This is a genomic window from Mesorhizobium sp. M7A.F.Ca.US.008.03.1.1, assembly GCF_003997495.1.
In the GTDB taxonomy this organism is placed as follows: domain Bacteria; phylum Pseudomonadota; class Alphaproteobacteria; order Rhizobiales; family Rhizobiaceae; genus Mesorhizobium.
Window position 1 is genome coordinate 517972 of sequence record NZ_RZRU01000002.1, and the last position, 16587, is coordinate 534558.

The window sequence follows — 16587 nt, forward strand, 5'->3', positions numbered from 1 at the left end:
GCTGACCGGATCGTCAGCCTGCCGCGTGGAACCGGATTTCGCCCTTGTTCAGGAAGCAGGTCTTGTTGAACAGCGACAGGTCCAGAGGGTTCGGTAACCGCACATCGCTGATATCGGGACATGGCTTCTTCACCGGATCGTATGACCGATCGATCTGCGAGATGAAGACGAGGATCAATCCCCTGTCGCGGGCAAAGGCCTTCAGCGTGCGAACCTGCGCCATCAGATCCGGGTTTTCCCGCTTCTGATCGAGCAGTTGCAGATAGTCTATGACCACCAGCGTACCGCGCGCCGCCGCCGCCAGCGTACCGACGATATAGTCGGCGCTGATGGCGTCGGAATTGTCGAACACGAACCGGTCGTTGAACTGCACCGGGTCCGCCCCGATGGCGCGAAACTGGTCGAGCACATCCCGCTGCGTATACTCCAGCGTGAAGAACACACCGCGATGGCCTGATTTCATGGCTTCGACCGCGAGTTCGAGGCTCATCAGCGTCTTGCCGTGGCCAGGCCGGGCGCCGACCAGGACCAGGTCGCCAGGCGCCAGTTGCGCAAACAATCTGCCGGCAGGCGCCGCCTCGGTTGCCTCGGCTGCCTTGGCTGCAAGCAGGCTCCAGCTGCTGAAACCTTCTTCTGCCGCAACACGATCAAGCGCTTCGTGGAGCGCAATCTTGCTCTCGCGGGACAACAGCCTGGCTTGACGCTTCAGATGGTAGATGGGCGCGGACAACTTCATTGCAAACCTCCTGGTGCGAGCCGTTTTCGCAATCCCTCCTTATGCCATGCCAAACCGCATACGGTTTGGCAGCTGTGCTCGAACAGTTGGTTCGGTGATGAGAGTGCCCCGCATGATTGATGCTTTCCCGGCGGAGGGAGGAGGCGTGGGCACGCCAGAATCAGATGATAGCTCAATCCCTGCGTATCGAAAATCGCGGGCATTCAAAGATGCCGAGAAGTCCGCTGCAAGCCTGGCGCCAGCATCCCGGCGTAGGAGCGTTGGCGCGCGTCGACCCCCTTCATGGCTCTCCGTGCGGGCTTGCGGAGGGCGCGCTAAACAAAGGGTGCGCTAAACAAGATGTGTTTCGCCTGATAATGCGAGGCCATCTATGATCGACTCTCGCGGCAATACCGCAAGGAATCGCAAAACACTTCGACAGGAGAATTGATCCGGTGCGGTTGAGCTCTGTTTCTCTTGGCGTCGTCGCCAGCTTTTTCGTCGCCGCCATTGCCTTGACGATGTCGGCTCGATCCTTTGCCGCGCCATCCGATGTTCCCGCCTGGCTGCAGGCGCATGTCGGCGACAGCGACGGTCAGATCTCACGAGTGGTGCTGGAGCGAGCCCTCGCGCTTTACCGGAAGAAGGTCGCGCAAGGCGCCGTCAAGAACCCCTGCTACTTCGCCATGGATGCCACACGCCCCAGCGATCTGGGCAATGGCGTGCTTGGCCGTCGCTACTACGTCATCTGTGAAGCCAGCCAGTCGTTTCGCGCGATCTCGTCGGGCCATGGCAGCGGCCGGAATTTGAAAGGCGCCGTCGATTTTTCAAATGGCAGGCGGTGTGCGAAGAACTTCGGCAATGCGATGGATTCGTCGTTGACCGCCGGCGGCGCCTATATGACCAGCGAGGCGAAAACCTCGTTCAAGGGCTATTACCGCACCGGTGCGAAAAAGGACGCGGTTTTCCAGCGCACCTTCATCCAGTTCGACGGCGAAGGCGAAGCCGCCAACGCCAGGCAGCGGGTGATCGGCGGTCACGCTGCCCAGGTGCTGCACGGTATGTGCCTGCGCAAAAGCCCGAACAGCTCGCATGCCGACCATGACGGCTTCGTGCCGTTCGGCAAGCTGGTGGACTATGCCGGCGGCCGCAGCAATGGCTGCACCAGCTGGTCGCCGGCGGATGCCCAGCAGATCATCTCGATGGTCAAGGACAATCCGACGACGCTCTATATCTACCCGGAATCGCGCGACATCGCCGCGGTCGCCAACCATTCACAGCCGGGCGCCTACTGGAACACGTCCTGCCTGAAGGAAATCGGGACACCGAAATTCTGGCCGCGAAAGACCCTCGAGCCGATCATCTCCCAATACCGGAAGGATCACCCGGCACCGCCGCCGCAGCCGCTGCCGATCTGCGAAGCGTCTTGAAGTCCGCATTGCACCGCCGCGTTGATTAAGACCGTGCTGCTTTATGTTCGGCGTGCGAACCGTATTGATCGGCAGCCCTTGCGACCCACCATCAATGATTCAATCCGATCTCCAAGGCAGCGCGCGAGTAGCTCCGGCGTCTCGCCTCTCTCCTGATGTCGCAACTCGAAACAGCTGTGTGCATACGGCCGGACGGATCAAGACTGGCTTAATGCTCTGGCCGGGAAAGAATTTCCGGCACCACGTTCAGCCGATTGTGGCGGGTGGAACCAACGGCCTGCTACCGATGCGCGCCACGCTGCACCTTCAGCCTGTGTTCCGCGCTCGCCCAGCTTCGCGTCGCCTGAATCTAATGAAACGCGACGCTTTAGTCGTCAGGGCGGTTCTTGTGGTGGACGCTTTCCTGATTTTTGCCGCGAAGGATGTTGCGGTCGTCCGGATCGACGAGGTCCGGTGTGTCGGTTCTCATGTCCGATCCCTTGCGCAGCGCTTCGCGTTCCGCCGCTGATCGTTTCAGATCCGCCTCCGCATCGAAATCCTTACCGGCGTTCTTGGTGTTTTCCCGCTCTTCAATGATGCGAATTTGTTGATCGTGGGTTTTGCGTCCAGTCATCGCTACCTCCGGCGTGTTCGTGTTGGCGCTCGAAAGTCACCGGCCCTCCCTAAGGTCGGGTCACGGCGCTTGCCTGTCCGGTGCCCTCGTGCTGATAATGGCAAGGTGACGGGATCGTTCCGAAGGCGTCGAACAAGCTTTCGCCAGATGGCTCGGTTCGGACCGGCGCTCACGTTGAGGCAGGCTCCGGCTGCCGCCCGCTCTTCTAAACCATGGCGTCTTTTGAACCTTCGGCGACCGTCGGACTGCGCCGGGCGGCCTTTTCTCTCGGGCTCCAGCTCAGCGCAGAAAATCGACCACTGCCTGGATGAACTCTGCCGGATACTCGATGTTCGACAGATGGACCGCGGGCAGCACTAGCAGCTTCGCGCCGGGCACCGCCGCGGCAATCATCTCACCGTGGCTGGCTGCTGTCACCGTGTCGTGCTGACCGGCGATCACCAGCGTCGGCCGGGGTATCAGTGCTACGGTGCGGCGAAGATCCGCGTCGCGAACCGCCGCGAACAGACCCGCCAGGCCCTGCCGGTCGATAGCCAGCAGCATGGTGCGAAAATCTTCGACCACGGACTCGTTGGCGGCAACCATCGACGCGGGGAACCAGTTGCTCAGGAACGTCTCGGCGGTTTTCGACATGTCCGGCGCCTGTCGCACGGTGGCAATCCGTTCGTCGAAATAGCTTGCCGGCGCCAGATGGGACGAGGTGTTGCTCAGGATCAACCGGTCGATCCGCTCAGGCGCATGGATGCCGAGCCACTGCGCTACGAACCCGCCAAGTGACAGGCCAAGGAAATGTACGCGTTGCAGCTCGAGCGCATCGAGCAGCTCGATGACGTCGCGGCCAAGCCGGTCGAGCGAGTAAGCACCGACCGGAACGCTTGATCCGCCATGGCCTCGAAAGTCGTAACGCAGGACACGGAAATGCTTCGACAATTCGCCGATCTGCCTGTCCCACATGTGCAGCGTGGTGCCGATGGAATTTGACAACACCAGCACCGGCTTGCTTGCCTCGCCGTCGAAGCGGTAGGCGATGCGCGTGCCGTCGCCCGTTGTGACGAAATTCAGCTTGTTCATGATGAAAATTCCTTCTGGAACGTTTGAATGAGGCCAAACGTAGCCGAGGGACAATTTTGTTGATATTACAAAGGTAGGACAATCTTTGTAAAAACCGTCATGGCCGAATTCACCCTCCACGACCTTCAGTGCTTCGATGCGGTGGTTCGCACCGGAGGCTTTCAGCCTGCGGCGGCCGTGCTGCATCGCTCGCATCCTGCGGTATTCGCTGCCGTCGCCAAGCTGGAGCGACAGCTCGACCTTAGCCTCCTGGACCGCAGCGGCTATCGCGTGCGTCCGACCGAGGCGGGGCTGTCGTTCCACCGCCGAGCGCTATCGCTGCTGCGCGAGCTGGAGGGTTTGCGCGTCCATGCCGCCCAGTTGGCGATGGGTGAGGAAAGCGAGATCCATGTGGTGATAGGCGACCTGTGCCCGCGTCCGCAGGTTCTGGGCATGCTCGGGCGGTTCTTCGCACAGTGCCCCGGCACGCGCCTGCATCTGCATTTCGAAGCGGTGGGCGGCCCATGGGAGCGTCTCTTCGATGACGAAGCCGATCTGATCCTGCACTGGGTCGACAAGGGCGATGCGCGGGTGGAATGGGTCGATCTGTGCAAGGTGTCCTTCATTCCCGTGGTGACGCCGGGCTTTCTGCCCGAGCGTATCGAGCAGCCGATCGCCCTGGACCAGATGCAGGCACTCACCCAATGCGTCATGCGTGACAGCGCCCGCCATTCCCCACAACAAAACTATTCGCTGATCGAAGGCGCGCCGCAATGTCTCGTCGCCGACCAGGGCATGAAGAAGGAGATCATCCTGCAGGGCCTTGGCTGGGGCCACCTGCCCCGCTTCCTGATCGAGGACGAACTGCAGGACGGGCGCCTGCAATCCATTGCCGGCCGTCATCTGCCGGGCCGCACCGACGAACTGGTGGTGGCGCGGCGCCGCGACCGGCCGCATGGGCCGATCGCGAACCGGCTGTGGGATCATATCCAGCAAGAAGCGCCGGCATTGCGCCGCGCGTTGCAGCCGAGGAGGCCCGCCGGACAGCTACCGACCAACCAATCGCGAAAGAAGCAAGTGGAAATCGGTCGTTAATGACCGGCCGTGCAATGCCAGAACCTCTCGGTTCCCGTCCAGCGATCACTTCTTGACATATGCTCCAGGCTGGCGGCCGCTCTTCGGAGCCTTGGCGTCCTTTGAACGCTCCGCGATAGCGGGGCCGGCCCCGGACGTCTTTTCGGTGCCGGCGCTCGGCCTGGCTTGCCGCGGCGGGTTTTGTCCGTCCGACTGGCGGGTTCGGTCTTCCACTTCACCCACCCTGCGGGTGAGCCCCATTCCGCCGGCGGGCTTCTTGTTGGCGGCCGCATCCTGGGAGAATTCATCGGAAACGTCGGCATCGGTCTTTGCCGGATATTTCGTCGCGCCGGTTTCATAGCGGGTTTCGTTCTCAGTCATGACATCTCTCCAATTGCATGACGGATAAACATCTCGGCGGTATCCGAGTTCCAATTCCTGCACTTGGAGTCCAGACGGACCTGGATTAGGGGAGCGCCCGGTGGGTCGTCCAAGCGACGAGATGAGAGCACCCTACTGCAGCAGCCCCTTGACGATGCCGCTCGCCTTGCCGAAATCCATCTGGCCGGCATATTTCTGTTTCAGCGCGGCGATCACTTTGCCCATGTCCTTCTGGCTGGCCGCACCCGTCGCCGCTATCGCCTCACGCGCCGCCACTGTTATCGCCGCATCGTCCAATTGTGTCGGCAGGAAGGTGCGGATGATCTCCATCTCGCTGCGCTCCTGCGCGGCCAGTTCCGGCCGTTTGCCGTCGTCGAAGGCTTTGGCGGATTCCTCGCGCTGCTTCACCATCTTGGCCAGGATCTGCAGGATCTCCTCGTCGCTGGCCGGCTCCTTGGCCGAACCGCGATTGGCGATGTCGCGGTCGTGAATGGCGGCCTGGATCAGCCGCAATGTCGGCAGCCGGTGCTTGTCCTGCGCCTTCATCGCGCTCTTCAGGGATTCGGCGATTTTGCCGCGCATGGTGCATTCTCCTTCCATCGGCGCGGACAATAGCGCCGGGGGCGAGCCAAGGCAAACCCTGATATGTCGTGGCAAGCCACTGATTTTGCTAAGCGAAATAAAACATGGCGGCATTTCGCATGATCATTGACCGCCCTGCCCCCTTCCCCTATGTACTGGGCCTTGCATGAACTGAAGCTTGACTGCGTGGAAGCTGCGAAATCGCTGCTTGGCGCCGTTTGCTGCGCGGATGGCCCGCCGGGCCTATGGAAGCGCACAGCCCGATAGGAGTGCCGCCATGGCCGAGATGACCGCCGCCTCGACGCCCGCCTGGGCAACGGAAAAGCCGACCGCCCTTCTGGTGCTGGCCGACGGCACCGTCATCGAAGGTCGCGGCCTGGGCGCCACCGGCTCCGCTGTCGCTGAAGTCTGCTTCAACACGGCGCTCACCGGCTACCAGGAAATCCTCACCGACCCATCCTATGCCGGCCAGATCGTCACCTTCACCTTTCCGCATATCGGCAACATCGGCACCAATGACGAGGACATCGAGGACCTCAATCCGGCCGCCCGTGCCGGCGCCGTCGGCGCCGTGTTCAAGGCCGATGTCACCAACCCGTCCAACTACCGCGCCGGAACCGGTCTCGACCAGTGGCTGAAGAAGCGCGGCATCGTCGCACTGTCGGGCATCGACACCCGCGCACTGACCGCGCTGATCCGTGAAAAGGGCATGCCCAACGCCGTCATCGCGCATGCGCCCGATGGCGTCTTCAACCTCGACGATCTGAAGCGCCGCGCCGCCGCATGGTCGGGCCTGATCGGCCTCGACCTCGCCAAGGAGGTCACGTCGGGCCAGTCTTCGGTCTGGCGCGAGACGCCGTGGGTTTGGAACGAAGGCTTTGGCGAACAGGCTGAGCCCTCCATGCATGTCGTTGCCATCGACTATGGCGTCAAGCGCAACATATTGCGCCTGCTCGCCGGCCTCGGCGCCAAGGTCACCGTGGTGCCGGCCAAGACCGGCGCCGAAGAAATCCTTGCCATGCAGCCGGACGGCATTTTTCTCTCCAACGGCCCCGGCGACCCGGAAGCCACTGGCGACTATGCCGTGCCGGTCATCCAGGACCTGCTGAAGACCGACATCCCGGTGTTCGGCATCTGCCTCGGCCACCAGATGCTGGCGCTGGCGCTGGGCGGCAGGACCGCCAAGATGCATCAGGGCCATCACGGCGCCAACCATCCGGTCAAGGACCACACCACCGGCAAGGTCGAGATCGTCTCGATGAACCACGGCTTTGCCGTCGATGCCGACTCGCTGCCATCAGGCGTCGAGGAAACCCATGTCTCGCTGTTCGACGGTTCGAACTGCGGCATCACGCTGACCGGACGGCCGGTGTTCTCGGTCCAGCATCACCCTGAGGCTTCACCCGGCCCGCAGGATTCGCACTATCTGTTCCGCCGCTTCGTCAATTTGATCCGCGAAAAGCGCGGCGAGGAATTGCTGGCCGAGCGGGCCTGATCCTTTTAGGGCTGCTGGCTATAATATCGCTGTCGGCGGGCGGCGCTGTCGAGCAGACGCGAGGCGCCGAAGACCAACCGCGACAGCGACAGTCCGTCCCGAGTCAGCGCAATGCGACTGTGACTCACACCTGTGCCCCATCTTTGGCGATGCCGCCGGCGACGTTTGTACGCGCCGCGGGCCGCGCAACTTTCGTCACAAAGACGATGACCGCCAGCGTCAGGAAGCACGCGCCGACCAGATAGGGCGCACCGCCGAAGGTCACCGGCGCGCTTGGCCCGGTGAACCAGGAAAAGATCGCCGTATAGAGCAGCGGCGTGATGATCGAGGTGATCGAGAAGATCGAGGTCATCGCGCCCTGCAGTTCACCTTGCGCCGAGGGCGGCACCTTGGCGGCGGCGAGACTTCTCAGCGGTGGATCGGCCAGCGCTTCGAGACAGCCGACGACGATCACCGCATAGATCATCCAGCCTTGCGAGGCGAAGGCGTAGCCGAAGGCGCTGAGCGCCGTGAACGCAAGACCGATGACCGCCGTCTTCCACTCGCCAAGCCTGGGGATCACGCGCGGCAGCACCGTCGCCATGACGATCGCTCCGCACAGGCCGAAGGCGCCGAGCGAGAAGCCGATCTGCTGCTCGCTCCAGCCGTAGCGGTAGTTGGAGACGAACGACCAGACCGCCGGATACATCATGTGCCCGAGCGTCATCAGGAAGAAGGTGAGCCCGATCCAGCCTATGCCTTGGTATTGGCGCATCTGCAGGAGCGTGCCGACAGGGTTGGCGCGTTTCCACTCGAAGCGGCGGCGGTGCTTGTCATCGAGCGTTTCCGGCAAAAAAAACAACGCGATGAGGAAATTCACGAAGGCGAGCCCTGCGGCGAAATAGAACGGCACGCGCGGTCCGAACGTGCCGAGCAGCCCGCCCAGAACCGGCCCGATGACGAAGCCGACGCCAAATGCGATGCCGAGCAGGCCGAAATTCTTTGCCCGGTTCTCATCGTTCGAGATATCCGCGATGAAGGCTGAAGTCGTCGAATAGCTGGCGCCCGAAATGCCGGCCAGCACACGCCCGATGAACAGCATCGGATAGGACCAGGCGACGGCGCAGATCAGATTGTCGATGGAGAAGGTCAGCACCGAGGCGAGCAGAATCGGCCGCCGTCCGAAGCGGTCGCTCAAGCCGCCCATGATCGGTGCGAAGACGAACTGCATCGCCGCATAGACGAAGAACAGCCAGCCGCCTTCGATCGCCGCGCCGCTGATGCTGACCCCGGTCAATTCCCGGAGATAGGCCGGCAGCACCGGCATGATCATGCCGAAGCCGATGATGTCGAGCAGCAGCGTGGTGAAGACGAGCGCAAGGCCCCGTCTGGCGGTTTTGGGGTCGATCATGATGGGTCAAGCTCCTCTGCTCGCCCTGGGGCGCAGGCGGACGCACCTTATAGGCGAGCCCGCCGCAAGGAACAATAAGGGAACAATGCGGATGCGTTCATCCTGACAGCCCCTGACGGCGTCTTGTCCGTCAGGTCAGTGCCCGAAGCGGCTATCAGATCGGCCCACTCAGCGTGTTGCACTCCGACAGCTTGCCGCTCTTGTAACCACGCGCCAGCCAGGTCTGCCGCTGCTGCGAGGTGCCGTGGTTGAAGCTTTCCGGCACGACATAGCCCTGCGTCTTCTTCTGCAGCGTGTCGTCGCCGATCTGCTTGGCGGCATTCAGTGCGCTCTCGATATCGCCCTGCTCCAATATGCCCTTCTGCGCGGTGTAGTGGGCCCACACACCGGCAAAGCAGTCGGCCTGAAGTTCGATGCGCACCGACATCTGGTTGGCCTCGACCTCGCCCATGCTCTGCCGCATCTGGTTGAACTTGGACATGATGCCAGTCAGGTTCTGCACATGGTGGCCGACCTCATGCGCGATCACATAGGCACGGGCGAATTCGCCCGAGGCGCCGAACTGCTGATCGAGCTGCTGGAAGAAGGTCATGTCGAGATAGACCTTGTGGTCGCCGGGACAATAGAACGGTCCGGCCGCCGCGGAGGCAAAGCCGCAGGCCGAACGGACCTGGCCGGAAAACAGCACCAGCTTGGGATCCTCATAGGTCAACCCTTGCGACTTGAAGATGCCGGTCCAGGTGTCCTCGGTCTCGGCCAGCACGGTCGCGACGAACTGCTTCATCTCGTCATTGGCCGGTGTGCCACCGTTGTCCTGGCCGCTGTTGTCGGTGATCTGGCCGCCGCCGCCCGGCAGCAGACCGCCGTCGCCGCCACCCAGGATCGTCGAAGGATCGAAGCCGAAATACCATCCGGCCAGCACCACCAGGATGACGAGGAAGATGCTGCCGCCGCCACCGGTGCGGCCGCCGATCGGAATGCGGAACTGGCCACCGCCGCCGCCGAGTCCGCCACCGCCGCTGTCGCTGCGGTCGTCCTCGATATTGTCACTCTGACGACGGCCCTTCCAGAGCATGGCAACTCCTCGTGCTGCGAACTACCCATTGTTGCGGGGCTCGACCTAACAAACAAGTATCCCAATGGTTGCGCCAAGTCACAGCATTTTTCGGTGGCCGCAAGGCCATGAAAGCCGGTCAGCGGCTACGACGCCAATCCTGAGGCGCACTCCATTGGCCGACTTTCTCAGGTTCGTCGCGTCGCGTGGCCGGCGTGCAATTGTCCCCATGGCCGAGACCTTGGAAGACCGCCAGTGTCTCGTCCATTGGGGAAGCGAAGGGCGCTTGCGGACGATCGGCCTGTTCCTGCTGTTGCTGACGGCATTGACTTGTTTCGGCATCGGGTCCGCCCGTGCCGCCATGCTCGATTCCAGCGTTGCCGTCACCGACCCAGCCACCTTGCAGGCACTGGAGCGCGGCGGACTGTCGATCACCCGCCTGCTGGGGCCAGCGCTCGGCCGAGGCGACGTGCGGGCGTCTGGCCAAGACCGGCTTCAACGATTGCATTGCCTCGGGCAAGGACCACAAATTCTGCAACCAGGGAGTTCACCAAGACAGCCGGCCTGCGCGCCTGCGACAAGGCCCATCCCTGCCGCGAGGATTATATCTGCACATCAGGTTATGACGATCTGGCGCAAGCGAAAGCCGGCGAAGGCACCTGCATCCCGCCCTATTTCATCTTCCAGTTCCGCGTCGACGGCCACCCGCGCAGTTGGGTGCAGGATGTCCGTGAGTGAAGGAACGGTTTGCTGAAAGCGCCGCCACCATGCCCCGGCAGACGGCTTTCGGACCAGAACCGCTGACATCAGCCTGAGAGGCGTCTAATCTTTCTGCTTGGCGCCGACGCTCTTGCCGTCGGAACTCTTCGAACGCTCCTCGAAACGCGCCTCGCCCTTTTTCAGGGGGTGGCCGGTTTCGGCCTCGGTCTTGCGCTCATCCCTCGCCGCCGCCTGTTTCAATCCCTCGGCCGCCTGCTTGCCCTTTGCGGTCGGTGCCTGTTCTACGCCCATCGCTTCCTCCCTTGCCGCGCGACTTGCGCGGGTGTCAGAAGCAACGTGCTTCGCGTGCGAGGGTTCCGGGAGGCTGGGGAAATCCGGTGGCGGTGCGGTTCAGCGCGCCGCCGTCATCGCCTTGCGGAAGGCTTCCAGCGTCTCGGCGCTGACATGGTGCTCGATGCCCTCGGCATCGATGCGCGCCGTTTCGGCACTGACACCGAGCGAGCGCAAGAAAGCTTCCACCGTCTGGTGGCGGATGCGGCTTTCCTCCGCGACCTTGCGGCCGGCATCGGTCAGGAACACGCCGCGATAAGGTTTTCGCGACACCAAACCGTCGGCACACAGCCTGGTCAGCATCTTGGCCACCGTCGGTTGGGCGACCCCAAGCCGTGCGGCGATGTCGACCTGGCGCGCCTCGTTGCCGTCTTCGATCAGGTCGGCGATCAGCTCGACATAATCCTCGACCAACGCACTGCGGCGCGCTTCACGCTGCTGCCGGAAGCCCTCCGAATGAATTTCCGCGTCGAGCAGCGGCTCGCGCGGAACTGGTCTGTTTTTCAGCACCAATACGCGCTCCTCCCAGGACTATTTGCCATCCATGCTTTCATAGCACGGGCTCTGATTCTTCGGGCCGTTTATTTGCATTCCGAAACAGGTGCAACCCGGGCTTCCGATTGCGGTTTTCGCCCGATAACCGCCAGCAGAACAAAAAGCACTGACAATGAAATATAGCATATTGCATAATGTTGAGCCATGGCATAGCTTAAGGCAACATCGTCCAGTCTCGCGGAAAGCCCTCCTTCATGTCTGAAGCCGAAGCCACAGCCTCCCGTTCCTCATGGCGGTTCGCCAGGCCCGACGAGGACGAGCAGCCCAGCCTGCGCGAAGTCAATTCCTCCATCGCCGTGCCGAACTCGGGCGTCTGGTTTCGTCGCCTGTTCGCCTTCATGGGTCCCGGTTACATGGTCTCGGTCGGCTATATGGACCCGGGCAACTGGGCGACGGACCTCGCCGGCGGCGCGCAGTTCGGCTACACGCTGCTGTTCATCATCATGCTGTCCAACCTGATGGCAATCCTTTTGCAGGCGCTGGCGGCACGGCTCGGCATCGCCACCGGCCGCGACCTCGCCCAGGCCTGCCGCGCCTACTACCCCCGGCCGGTCAATTTCGTGCTGTGGATCGCCTGCGAACTGGCCATCATCGCCTGCGATCTGGCCGAAGTCATCGGCACCGCGATCGCGCTGCAACTTCTGTTCGGCATTCCGCTGATCGGCGGCGCCATGCTGACGGCGCTCGATGCCTTCCTCGTGCTGCTGCTGATGAACAAGGGTTTTCGCTATCTCGAAGCCTTCGTCATCGCGCTGCTGATCATCATCTTCAGCTGCTTTGCCATCCAGATCTTCGTCGCCGCCCCGCCGGCCGGCTCGATCCTGCATGCCATGTTCGTGCCGTCGTCGGAAATCGTCACCAATCCGGCGATGCTCTACATCGCCATCGGCATCATCGGCGCCACCGTCATGCCGCATAATCTCTATCTGCACTCCTCGATCGTGCAGACCCGCGCCTATGAACGCACCGACAAGGGCAAGCGCGATGCCATCAAATGGGCAACGACGGACTCGACCATCGCCCTGATGCTGGCGCTGTTCGTCAACGCCTCGATCCTGATCGTGTCTGCGGTCGCCTTCCATAACACCGGCCATCAGGATGTCGCAGAGATCGGCCAGGCCTTCGAGCTATTGTCGCCGCTTCTGGGCCTCAGCATCGCCTCAATCCTGTTCGCGGTGGCACTGCTGGCTTCCGGCCTGAACTCGACGGTGACCGCGACGCTTGCCGGCCAGATTGTGATGGAGGGCTTCTTGCGCCTGCGCATTCCCAACTGGGCGCGCCGGCTCTTGACACGCGGCCTCGCCATCATCCCGGTGGTGATCGTCACCGCGCTCTATGGCGAGAAGGGCACCGGCCAGTTGCTGGTGTTCAGCCAGGTGATCCTGTCGATGCAACTGCCCTTCGCGGTCATCCCGCTGGTGCAGTTCGTCTCCGACAAGAAGAAGATGGGCAACCTCGCCATTCCGCGCGGCGTCGCAGCCCTTGCCTGGGTGGTCGCGGCGATCATCCTGGTGCTCAACTTCAAGCTGCTCTACGATACCATGTTCGGGGTCGGCTGAGCTCCGTCCCGCCGGGAAATCGCCTGCCCTTTGTGCAGGGGGGCTAGTCTCGCGACAAATCGGCAATCCGCGCTATGTTCTCCGGCATCATGACCCGGATTGAAGACATCAGGAAATTCTACGCGCGGCTGATGGCCGCCAATGCCGGCTCGCCCGACCCACGCCTGGAGGCGGTTTTCGCCGAGGTGCCGCGCGAAGCGTTTCTCGGTCCCGGACCGTGGACGATCATCGCCGGCAACGGCAAGGTCACGACGCCAAGCGCCGATCCGGCGCACATCTACCAGAATGTGCTGGTGGCGCTCGACGACGATAAGGGCATCAACAATGGCGAGCCCTTCCTGCATGCCATGTGGATTGGAAAGCTTGAACCGAAACCCGGTGAGGCGGTCTGCCATATCGGCGCCGGCACCGGCTACTACACCGCCGTGCTGGCCAGGCTGGTTTCGCCAGGCGGCACCGTCACCGCTTTCGAACTCGACGAGGAGCTGGCCGATCTCGCGCGACAAAATCTCGAAGCCTATGGCAATGCGGCGGTGGTCCATGGCAATGCCGTGACGACGCCGTTGCCACCATCCGACATCATCTATGTCAATGCCGGGGTCGTAGCGCCGCCGGCCGGATGGCTGAAGGCGCTGCGGCCCGGCGGCCGCATGATCTTTCCCTGGCGGCCGGCCGAGCGCGTCCCGCTGGCGGTGATGGCGACCCGCACGCAAAAAGGCTTCACCTGCGATCCGTTCATGCGGTCGTGGTTCATTCCCTGTGTCGGCGCCTCGGTCGCGGACCCCGATGCAACGATCCCCACCCGGGAGCAGGCCGCGCGCAGCCGCTCGATCTGGCTGGTGCAGGACAAGGCGCCGGACGACACCGCCACCGCCATATCGGCGGATGTCTGGTTTTCATCGGAAAATATCGAAGCCGGACCTCGCAAATGACAGCGGTTTGCCAAAATTTCTTATGTCCTGTCGGACCGGTGGCTCGCCGAGCGTCCTTGGGCTGAAGTCCGGCCACCGACGGCGTGGATCGAAGAACGGGAGCATTGGAATGAGAAAGATCATCTCTGCGACATTCGTCAGCCTCGACGGCGTCATGCAGGCGCCCGGCGGCCCGGAAGAGGATCCGGTCGGCGGCTTCAAGTTCGGCGGCTGGACCTTCCATTACTTCGACGAGGCGGGGGGCGCGGCGATGAATGAACTGTTCTCCAAGCCTTTCGCCCTGCTGCTCGGCCGCAGAACCTACGACATCTTCGCCGCCTACTGGCCGTATCAGAAAGATCCGATCGCGGATGCCTTCAACCCCGCGACCAAATATGTCGCGACGCATCGGCCCGACACCGTCACCTGGCAGAACACGCAATCGCTTGGGCCGGATATCGTCGCGACATTGCGCCGCCTCAAGCAGGAGGATGGACCTGACCTGCTCATCCAGGGATCTGGCGATCTGATCCAGACCTTGCTCGCCAACGGGCTGATCGACGAGATCCGGCTGATGATCTTCCCGCTGTTGCTGGGCAAGGGCAAGCGGCTGTTCGGCGATGCCGCGATGCCGGCCGCCTTCAAGCTTGTCAAGTCGCAGACAACCAGCACCGGCGTCATTATGGCGACCTACGAACGATCAGGCGAGATCGAGGTCGGGTCGTTTGTCACAGGGGAGCCGTCCGACGCCGAGCTCGAGCGACGCAAGAACTGGAAGTAGCAGGAACTGGGTTCCTCGCTCCGCGATGAAAGATCGACCCCCACTCCGTCGAGCTTCGCTCGACACCTCTCCCCCGATCGACGGGGTAGAGGAGCCCAAGTTCTGAGTAGAACCTCAAGCCGCCTGCGCCCGCCGCGCCAGACCGTCGCGGATATGCCGCGCGAATTCCTGCGCCGCCGGCCCTACCCCATGCCTCGGCAGATGCAGGTTGATGGCAAAATTCGGCAGCGGCGGCAGGCCGGACTCCGATGGCAATATGTCGAGATCGGCCGGCACTGTCGAAGCCAGCCAGGTGGTGACCGCGAGGTCGGAGCGCACCGTCGCGGTCGTCGCATCGATGTTGCCGTTTTCGAACACAGTGCGCCACTCCAGCCCATGCTCACCGAGCGCCGCCAGCACCGCCGGACGGAAGGCGCAGGTGTCGGCGACGATCGAGACCGGCAGCGGCCGCTTGGCGCGGGCAATGCCGCCCTTGGCACCGACCCAGACCAGCCGGTCGATGGCAAGGCATTCGCCCGCCGACGGGCCGACGCGTTCCTCGATCACCGCAAGGTCGATGGTCCCGGCCGCAAGGGCAGCAGTCAGTTCCGGCGACGAGGCGCAGACCAGCGATATCTCGACTTGCGGATAGGTCTCGGCATAGGTCTTCAGCACCGGCGCCAGCAAGGTGCCGACAAGGTCGTAGGGCACGCCGAGCCGCACCTCGCCGGCCACCGGTGTTCCAGCCATCTCGGCCCAAATCTCGTCATTCAAGGCCAGCAGCCGCTTTCCCTTGCCGAACAGCTGTTCACCGGCGCGCGTCAGCCGCAAGCCGCGCCGGTCACGCTCAAAGAGGCTCGAGCCAAACGCCTCCTCCAGCCGCTTGACCTGCTGGCTGACAGCACCTTGCGTCAGGTGCAGCGCATTGGCCGCCGCCGTCATGCTGGCCTTGTCGGCGACGGTGATGAAGGTGCGGATCAGCGCCATGTCGAGATTTCGGATCATGACCAGCATTATCCATCCTAATGCTGACCATAGCAAACATTGCATTTACTGAAGTTCACGCGCGGCTACGATCGCAGCCCTCTCACAGAGGACGCCCCATGCTCGAGCCCATCATCCCGCTCATCCTGTTTGCGATCGTTGCCACCACCACGCCCGGCATCGCCACCACCCTGTCGACGGCGTCCGGCGCGCAATTCGGCTTTCGCCGTTCCGTGCCTCTACTGGTCGGCAGCGCTGCCGGCCTCGCCACCGTCACGGGTGCCGCCGCCGCCGGGCTCGCCGGCCTGCTGCTCGCCATGCCTTCGCTACAACTGGCCATGAAGGTCATCGGCTCGCTCTATCTCATCTGGCTGGCGATCAAGATCGGCCGCAGCGGACCGCCCAACCTGGATGTGACCATGGCCAGGCCGAACAGCTTTCTCGGCGGCGCCGGCATTCAATGGATGAACCCGAAGGGTTGGGCGATGGGACTGGGCGCCGCGGCGTCGTTCGCGGCATTGGCCAGCGGTCCGATGCAGCTCGCGCTGCTGCTCGGCGCCACCTTCGGCCTCGCCGCCGCCGCCTCGCTTTCACTGTGGTGCGTGGCCGGCATGGTGCTGGCGCGGCTGCTGAAAACCGAATGGCAATGGCGCACGCTCAACATCGTGCTGGCACTGGTGCTCGCCGCCTCGATCATCCCGATGTGGCGGACGGCGTAGAGGCTTGCAGCCCAGTGCCGCAATGTCTGCGCCTGCACCCCCACCCGGACCTTCGGTCCGACCTCCCCACAAGGGGGAGGTGGGAGCGCACCCTTTCCACGCCTCAAGGGATGGCGCTTTCTCACCCTCCCCCTTGTGGGCAGGGGAATCGCAGATAAGTTGATTGTGTATTGCCAAGCAGCAGAAGAAGGATTCTTGAGAGGCTTTCTCGAAGCAGAGGAGGCTGTGATGCCGTTGGTTTTGTCGATCCTGCGAGAAGTTCGCG

General features: G+C 62.9%; 18 protein-coding genes. 8 read left to right on the forward strand and 10 right to left on the reverse strand.

Features of this window, described 5'->3' with window-relative positions:
• Positions 1–13 precede the first annotated feature (13 nt).
• The gene (locus EOA16_RS05505; RefSeq protein WP_127256172.1) at positions 14–736 is read right to left on the reverse strand and encodes a DNA helicase; all 723 of its coding nucleotides are present in this window, start codon (positions 734–736) and stop codon (positions 14–16) included.
• A gap of 434 nt (positions 737–1170) precedes the next feature.
• On the opposite strand from EOA16_RS05505, the gene EOA16_RS05510 reads away from it, so the two are divergent.
• Complete coding sequence (locus tag EOA16_RS05510; protein WP_127256174.1) at positions 1171–2145, forward strand: murein L,D-transpeptidase catalytic domain family protein; 975 nt, start codon at positions 1171–1173, stop codon at positions 2143–2145.
• Positions 2146–2512: 367 nt separating this feature from the next.
• Here the strand turns inward: EOA16_RS05510 and EOA16_RS05515 are convergent, their stop codons facing one another.
• Positions 2513–2758 (reverse strand): hypothetical protein, encoded by a 246-nt coding sequence (locus tag EOA16_RS05515; protein ID WP_127256175.1) that lies wholly within the window; start codon positions 2756–2758, stop codon positions 2513–2515.
• Between the two features lie 279 nt (positions 2759–3037).
• Positions 3038–3829 carry a 3-oxoadipate enol-lactonase gene (gene pcaD, locus EOA16_RS05520; RefSeq protein WP_127256177.1) on the reverse strand — a complete coding sequence of 264 codons (792 nt, stop codon included), beginning with the start codon at positions 3827–3829 and terminating at the stop codon, positions 3038–3040.
• 99 nt (positions 3830–3928) lie between these two features.
• Between pcaD and EOA16_RS05525 the strand changes: the two genes are divergently transcribed.
• Entirely contained in the window at positions 3929–4903 is a 975-nt protein-coding gene (locus EOA16_RS05525) for a LysR family transcriptional regulator (RefSeq protein ID WP_127256178.1), read from the forward strand.
• 45 nt (positions 4904–4948) lie between these two features.
• Here EOA16_RS05525 and EOA16_RS05530 read toward each other — a convergent pair whose 3' ends face one another.
• Together EOA16_RS05530 and EOA16_RS05535 are read right to left on the reverse strand one after the other, a co-directional pair.
• Positions 4949–5263: a hypothetical protein gene (locus EOA16_RS05530; RefSeq protein ID WP_127256180.1), complete on the reverse strand. Its 315-nt coding sequence runs from the start codon at positions 5261–5263 to the stop codon at positions 4949–4951.
• A 132-nt stretch (positions 5264–5395) separates the two neighbouring features.
• On the reverse strand, positions 5396–5845 hold the full coding sequence (locus EOA16_RS05535) for a GatB/YqeY domain-containing protein (protein WP_127256181.1): 450 nt from the start codon (positions 5843–5845) through the stop codon (positions 5396–5398).
• A gap of 277 nt (positions 5846–6122) precedes the next feature.
• On the opposite strand from EOA16_RS05535, the gene carA reads away from it, so the two are divergent.
• The gene (carA, locus tag EOA16_RS05540; RefSeq protein WP_127256183.1) at positions 6123–7340 is read left to right on the forward strand and encodes a glutamine-hydrolyzing carbamoyl-phosphate synthase small subunit; all 1218 of its coding nucleotides are present in this window, start codon (positions 6123–6125) and stop codon (positions 7338–7340) included.
• Positions 7341–7464: 124 nt separating this feature from the next.
• Here the strand turns inward: carA and EOA16_RS05545 are convergent, their stop codons facing one another.
• Positions 7465–8730, reverse strand: coding sequence for a TCR/Tet family MFS transporter (locus EOA16_RS05545; protein WP_127256184.1), 1266 nt, complete (start codon positions 8728–8730; stop codon positions 7465–7467).
• Between the two features lie 154 nt (positions 8731–8884).
• Positions 8885–9805, reverse strand: a complete 921-nt coding sequence (locus EOA16_RS05550) for a neutral zinc metallopeptidase (protein WP_127256186.1) — start codon at positions 9803–9805, stop codon at positions 8885–8887.
• Between the two features lie 486 nt (positions 9806–10291).
• On the opposite strand from EOA16_RS05550, the gene EOA16_RS05555 reads away from it, so the two are divergent.
• On the forward strand, positions 10292–10522 hold the full coding sequence (locus EOA16_RS05555) for a hypothetical protein (protein ID WP_245455860.1): 231 nt from the start codon (positions 10292–10294) through the stop codon (positions 10520–10522).
• Between the two features lie 84 nt (positions 10523–10606).
• Here the strand turns inward: EOA16_RS05555 and EOA16_RS05560 are convergent, their stop codons facing one another.
• Together EOA16_RS05560 and mntR are read right to left on the reverse strand one after the other, a co-directional pair.
• Positions 10607–10795 carry a hypothetical protein gene (locus EOA16_RS05560; RefSeq protein WP_127256187.1) on the reverse strand — a complete coding sequence of 63 codons (189 nt, stop codon included), beginning with the start codon at positions 10793–10795 and terminating at the stop codon, positions 10607–10609.
• Between the two features lie 99 nt (positions 10796–10894).
• On the reverse strand, positions 10895–11347 hold the full coding sequence (gene mntR, locus EOA16_RS05565) for a manganese-binding transcriptional regulator MntR (protein WP_164754113.1): 453 nt from the start codon (positions 11345–11347) through the stop codon (positions 10895–10897).
• A gap of 236 nt (positions 11348–11583) precedes the next feature.
• Between mntR and EOA16_RS05570 the strand changes: the two genes are divergently transcribed.
• From EOA16_RS05570 to EOA16_RS05580, 3 genes are all read left to right on the forward strand, one after another.
• Positions 11584–12948 carry an Nramp family divalent metal transporter gene (locus EOA16_RS05570; protein ID WP_127256190.1) on the forward strand — a complete coding sequence of 455 codons (1365 nt, stop codon included), beginning with the start codon at positions 11584–11586 and terminating at the stop codon, positions 12946–12948.
• Positions 12949–13037: 89 nt separating this feature from the next.
• A complete protein-coding gene (locus EOA16_RS05575) occupies positions 13038–13880 on the forward strand; it encodes a protein-L-isoaspartate O-methyltransferase (protein WP_164754114.1) in 843 nt (280 codons plus the stop codon).
• A 109-nt stretch (positions 13881–13989) separates the two neighbouring features.
• Entirely contained in the window at positions 13990–14640 is a 651-nt protein-coding gene (locus tag EOA16_RS05580; protein ID WP_127256193.1) for a dihydrofolate reductase family protein, read from the forward strand.
• Between the two features lie 114 nt (positions 14641–14754).
• Here EOA16_RS05580 and EOA16_RS05590 read toward each other — a convergent pair whose 3' ends face one another.
• On the reverse strand, positions 14755–15624 hold the full coding sequence (locus EOA16_RS05590; protein ID WP_127256234.1) for a LysR substrate-binding domain-containing protein: 870 nt from the start codon (positions 15622–15624) through the stop codon (positions 14755–14757).
• 98 nt (positions 15625–15722) lie between these two features.
• Between EOA16_RS05590 and EOA16_RS05595 the strand changes: the two genes are divergently transcribed.
• Positions 15723–16322, forward strand: coding sequence for a LysE family translocator (locus EOA16_RS05595; protein WP_127256195.1), 600 nt, complete (start codon positions 15723–15725; stop codon positions 16320–16322).
• Positions 16323–16587 lie beyond the last annotated feature (265 nt).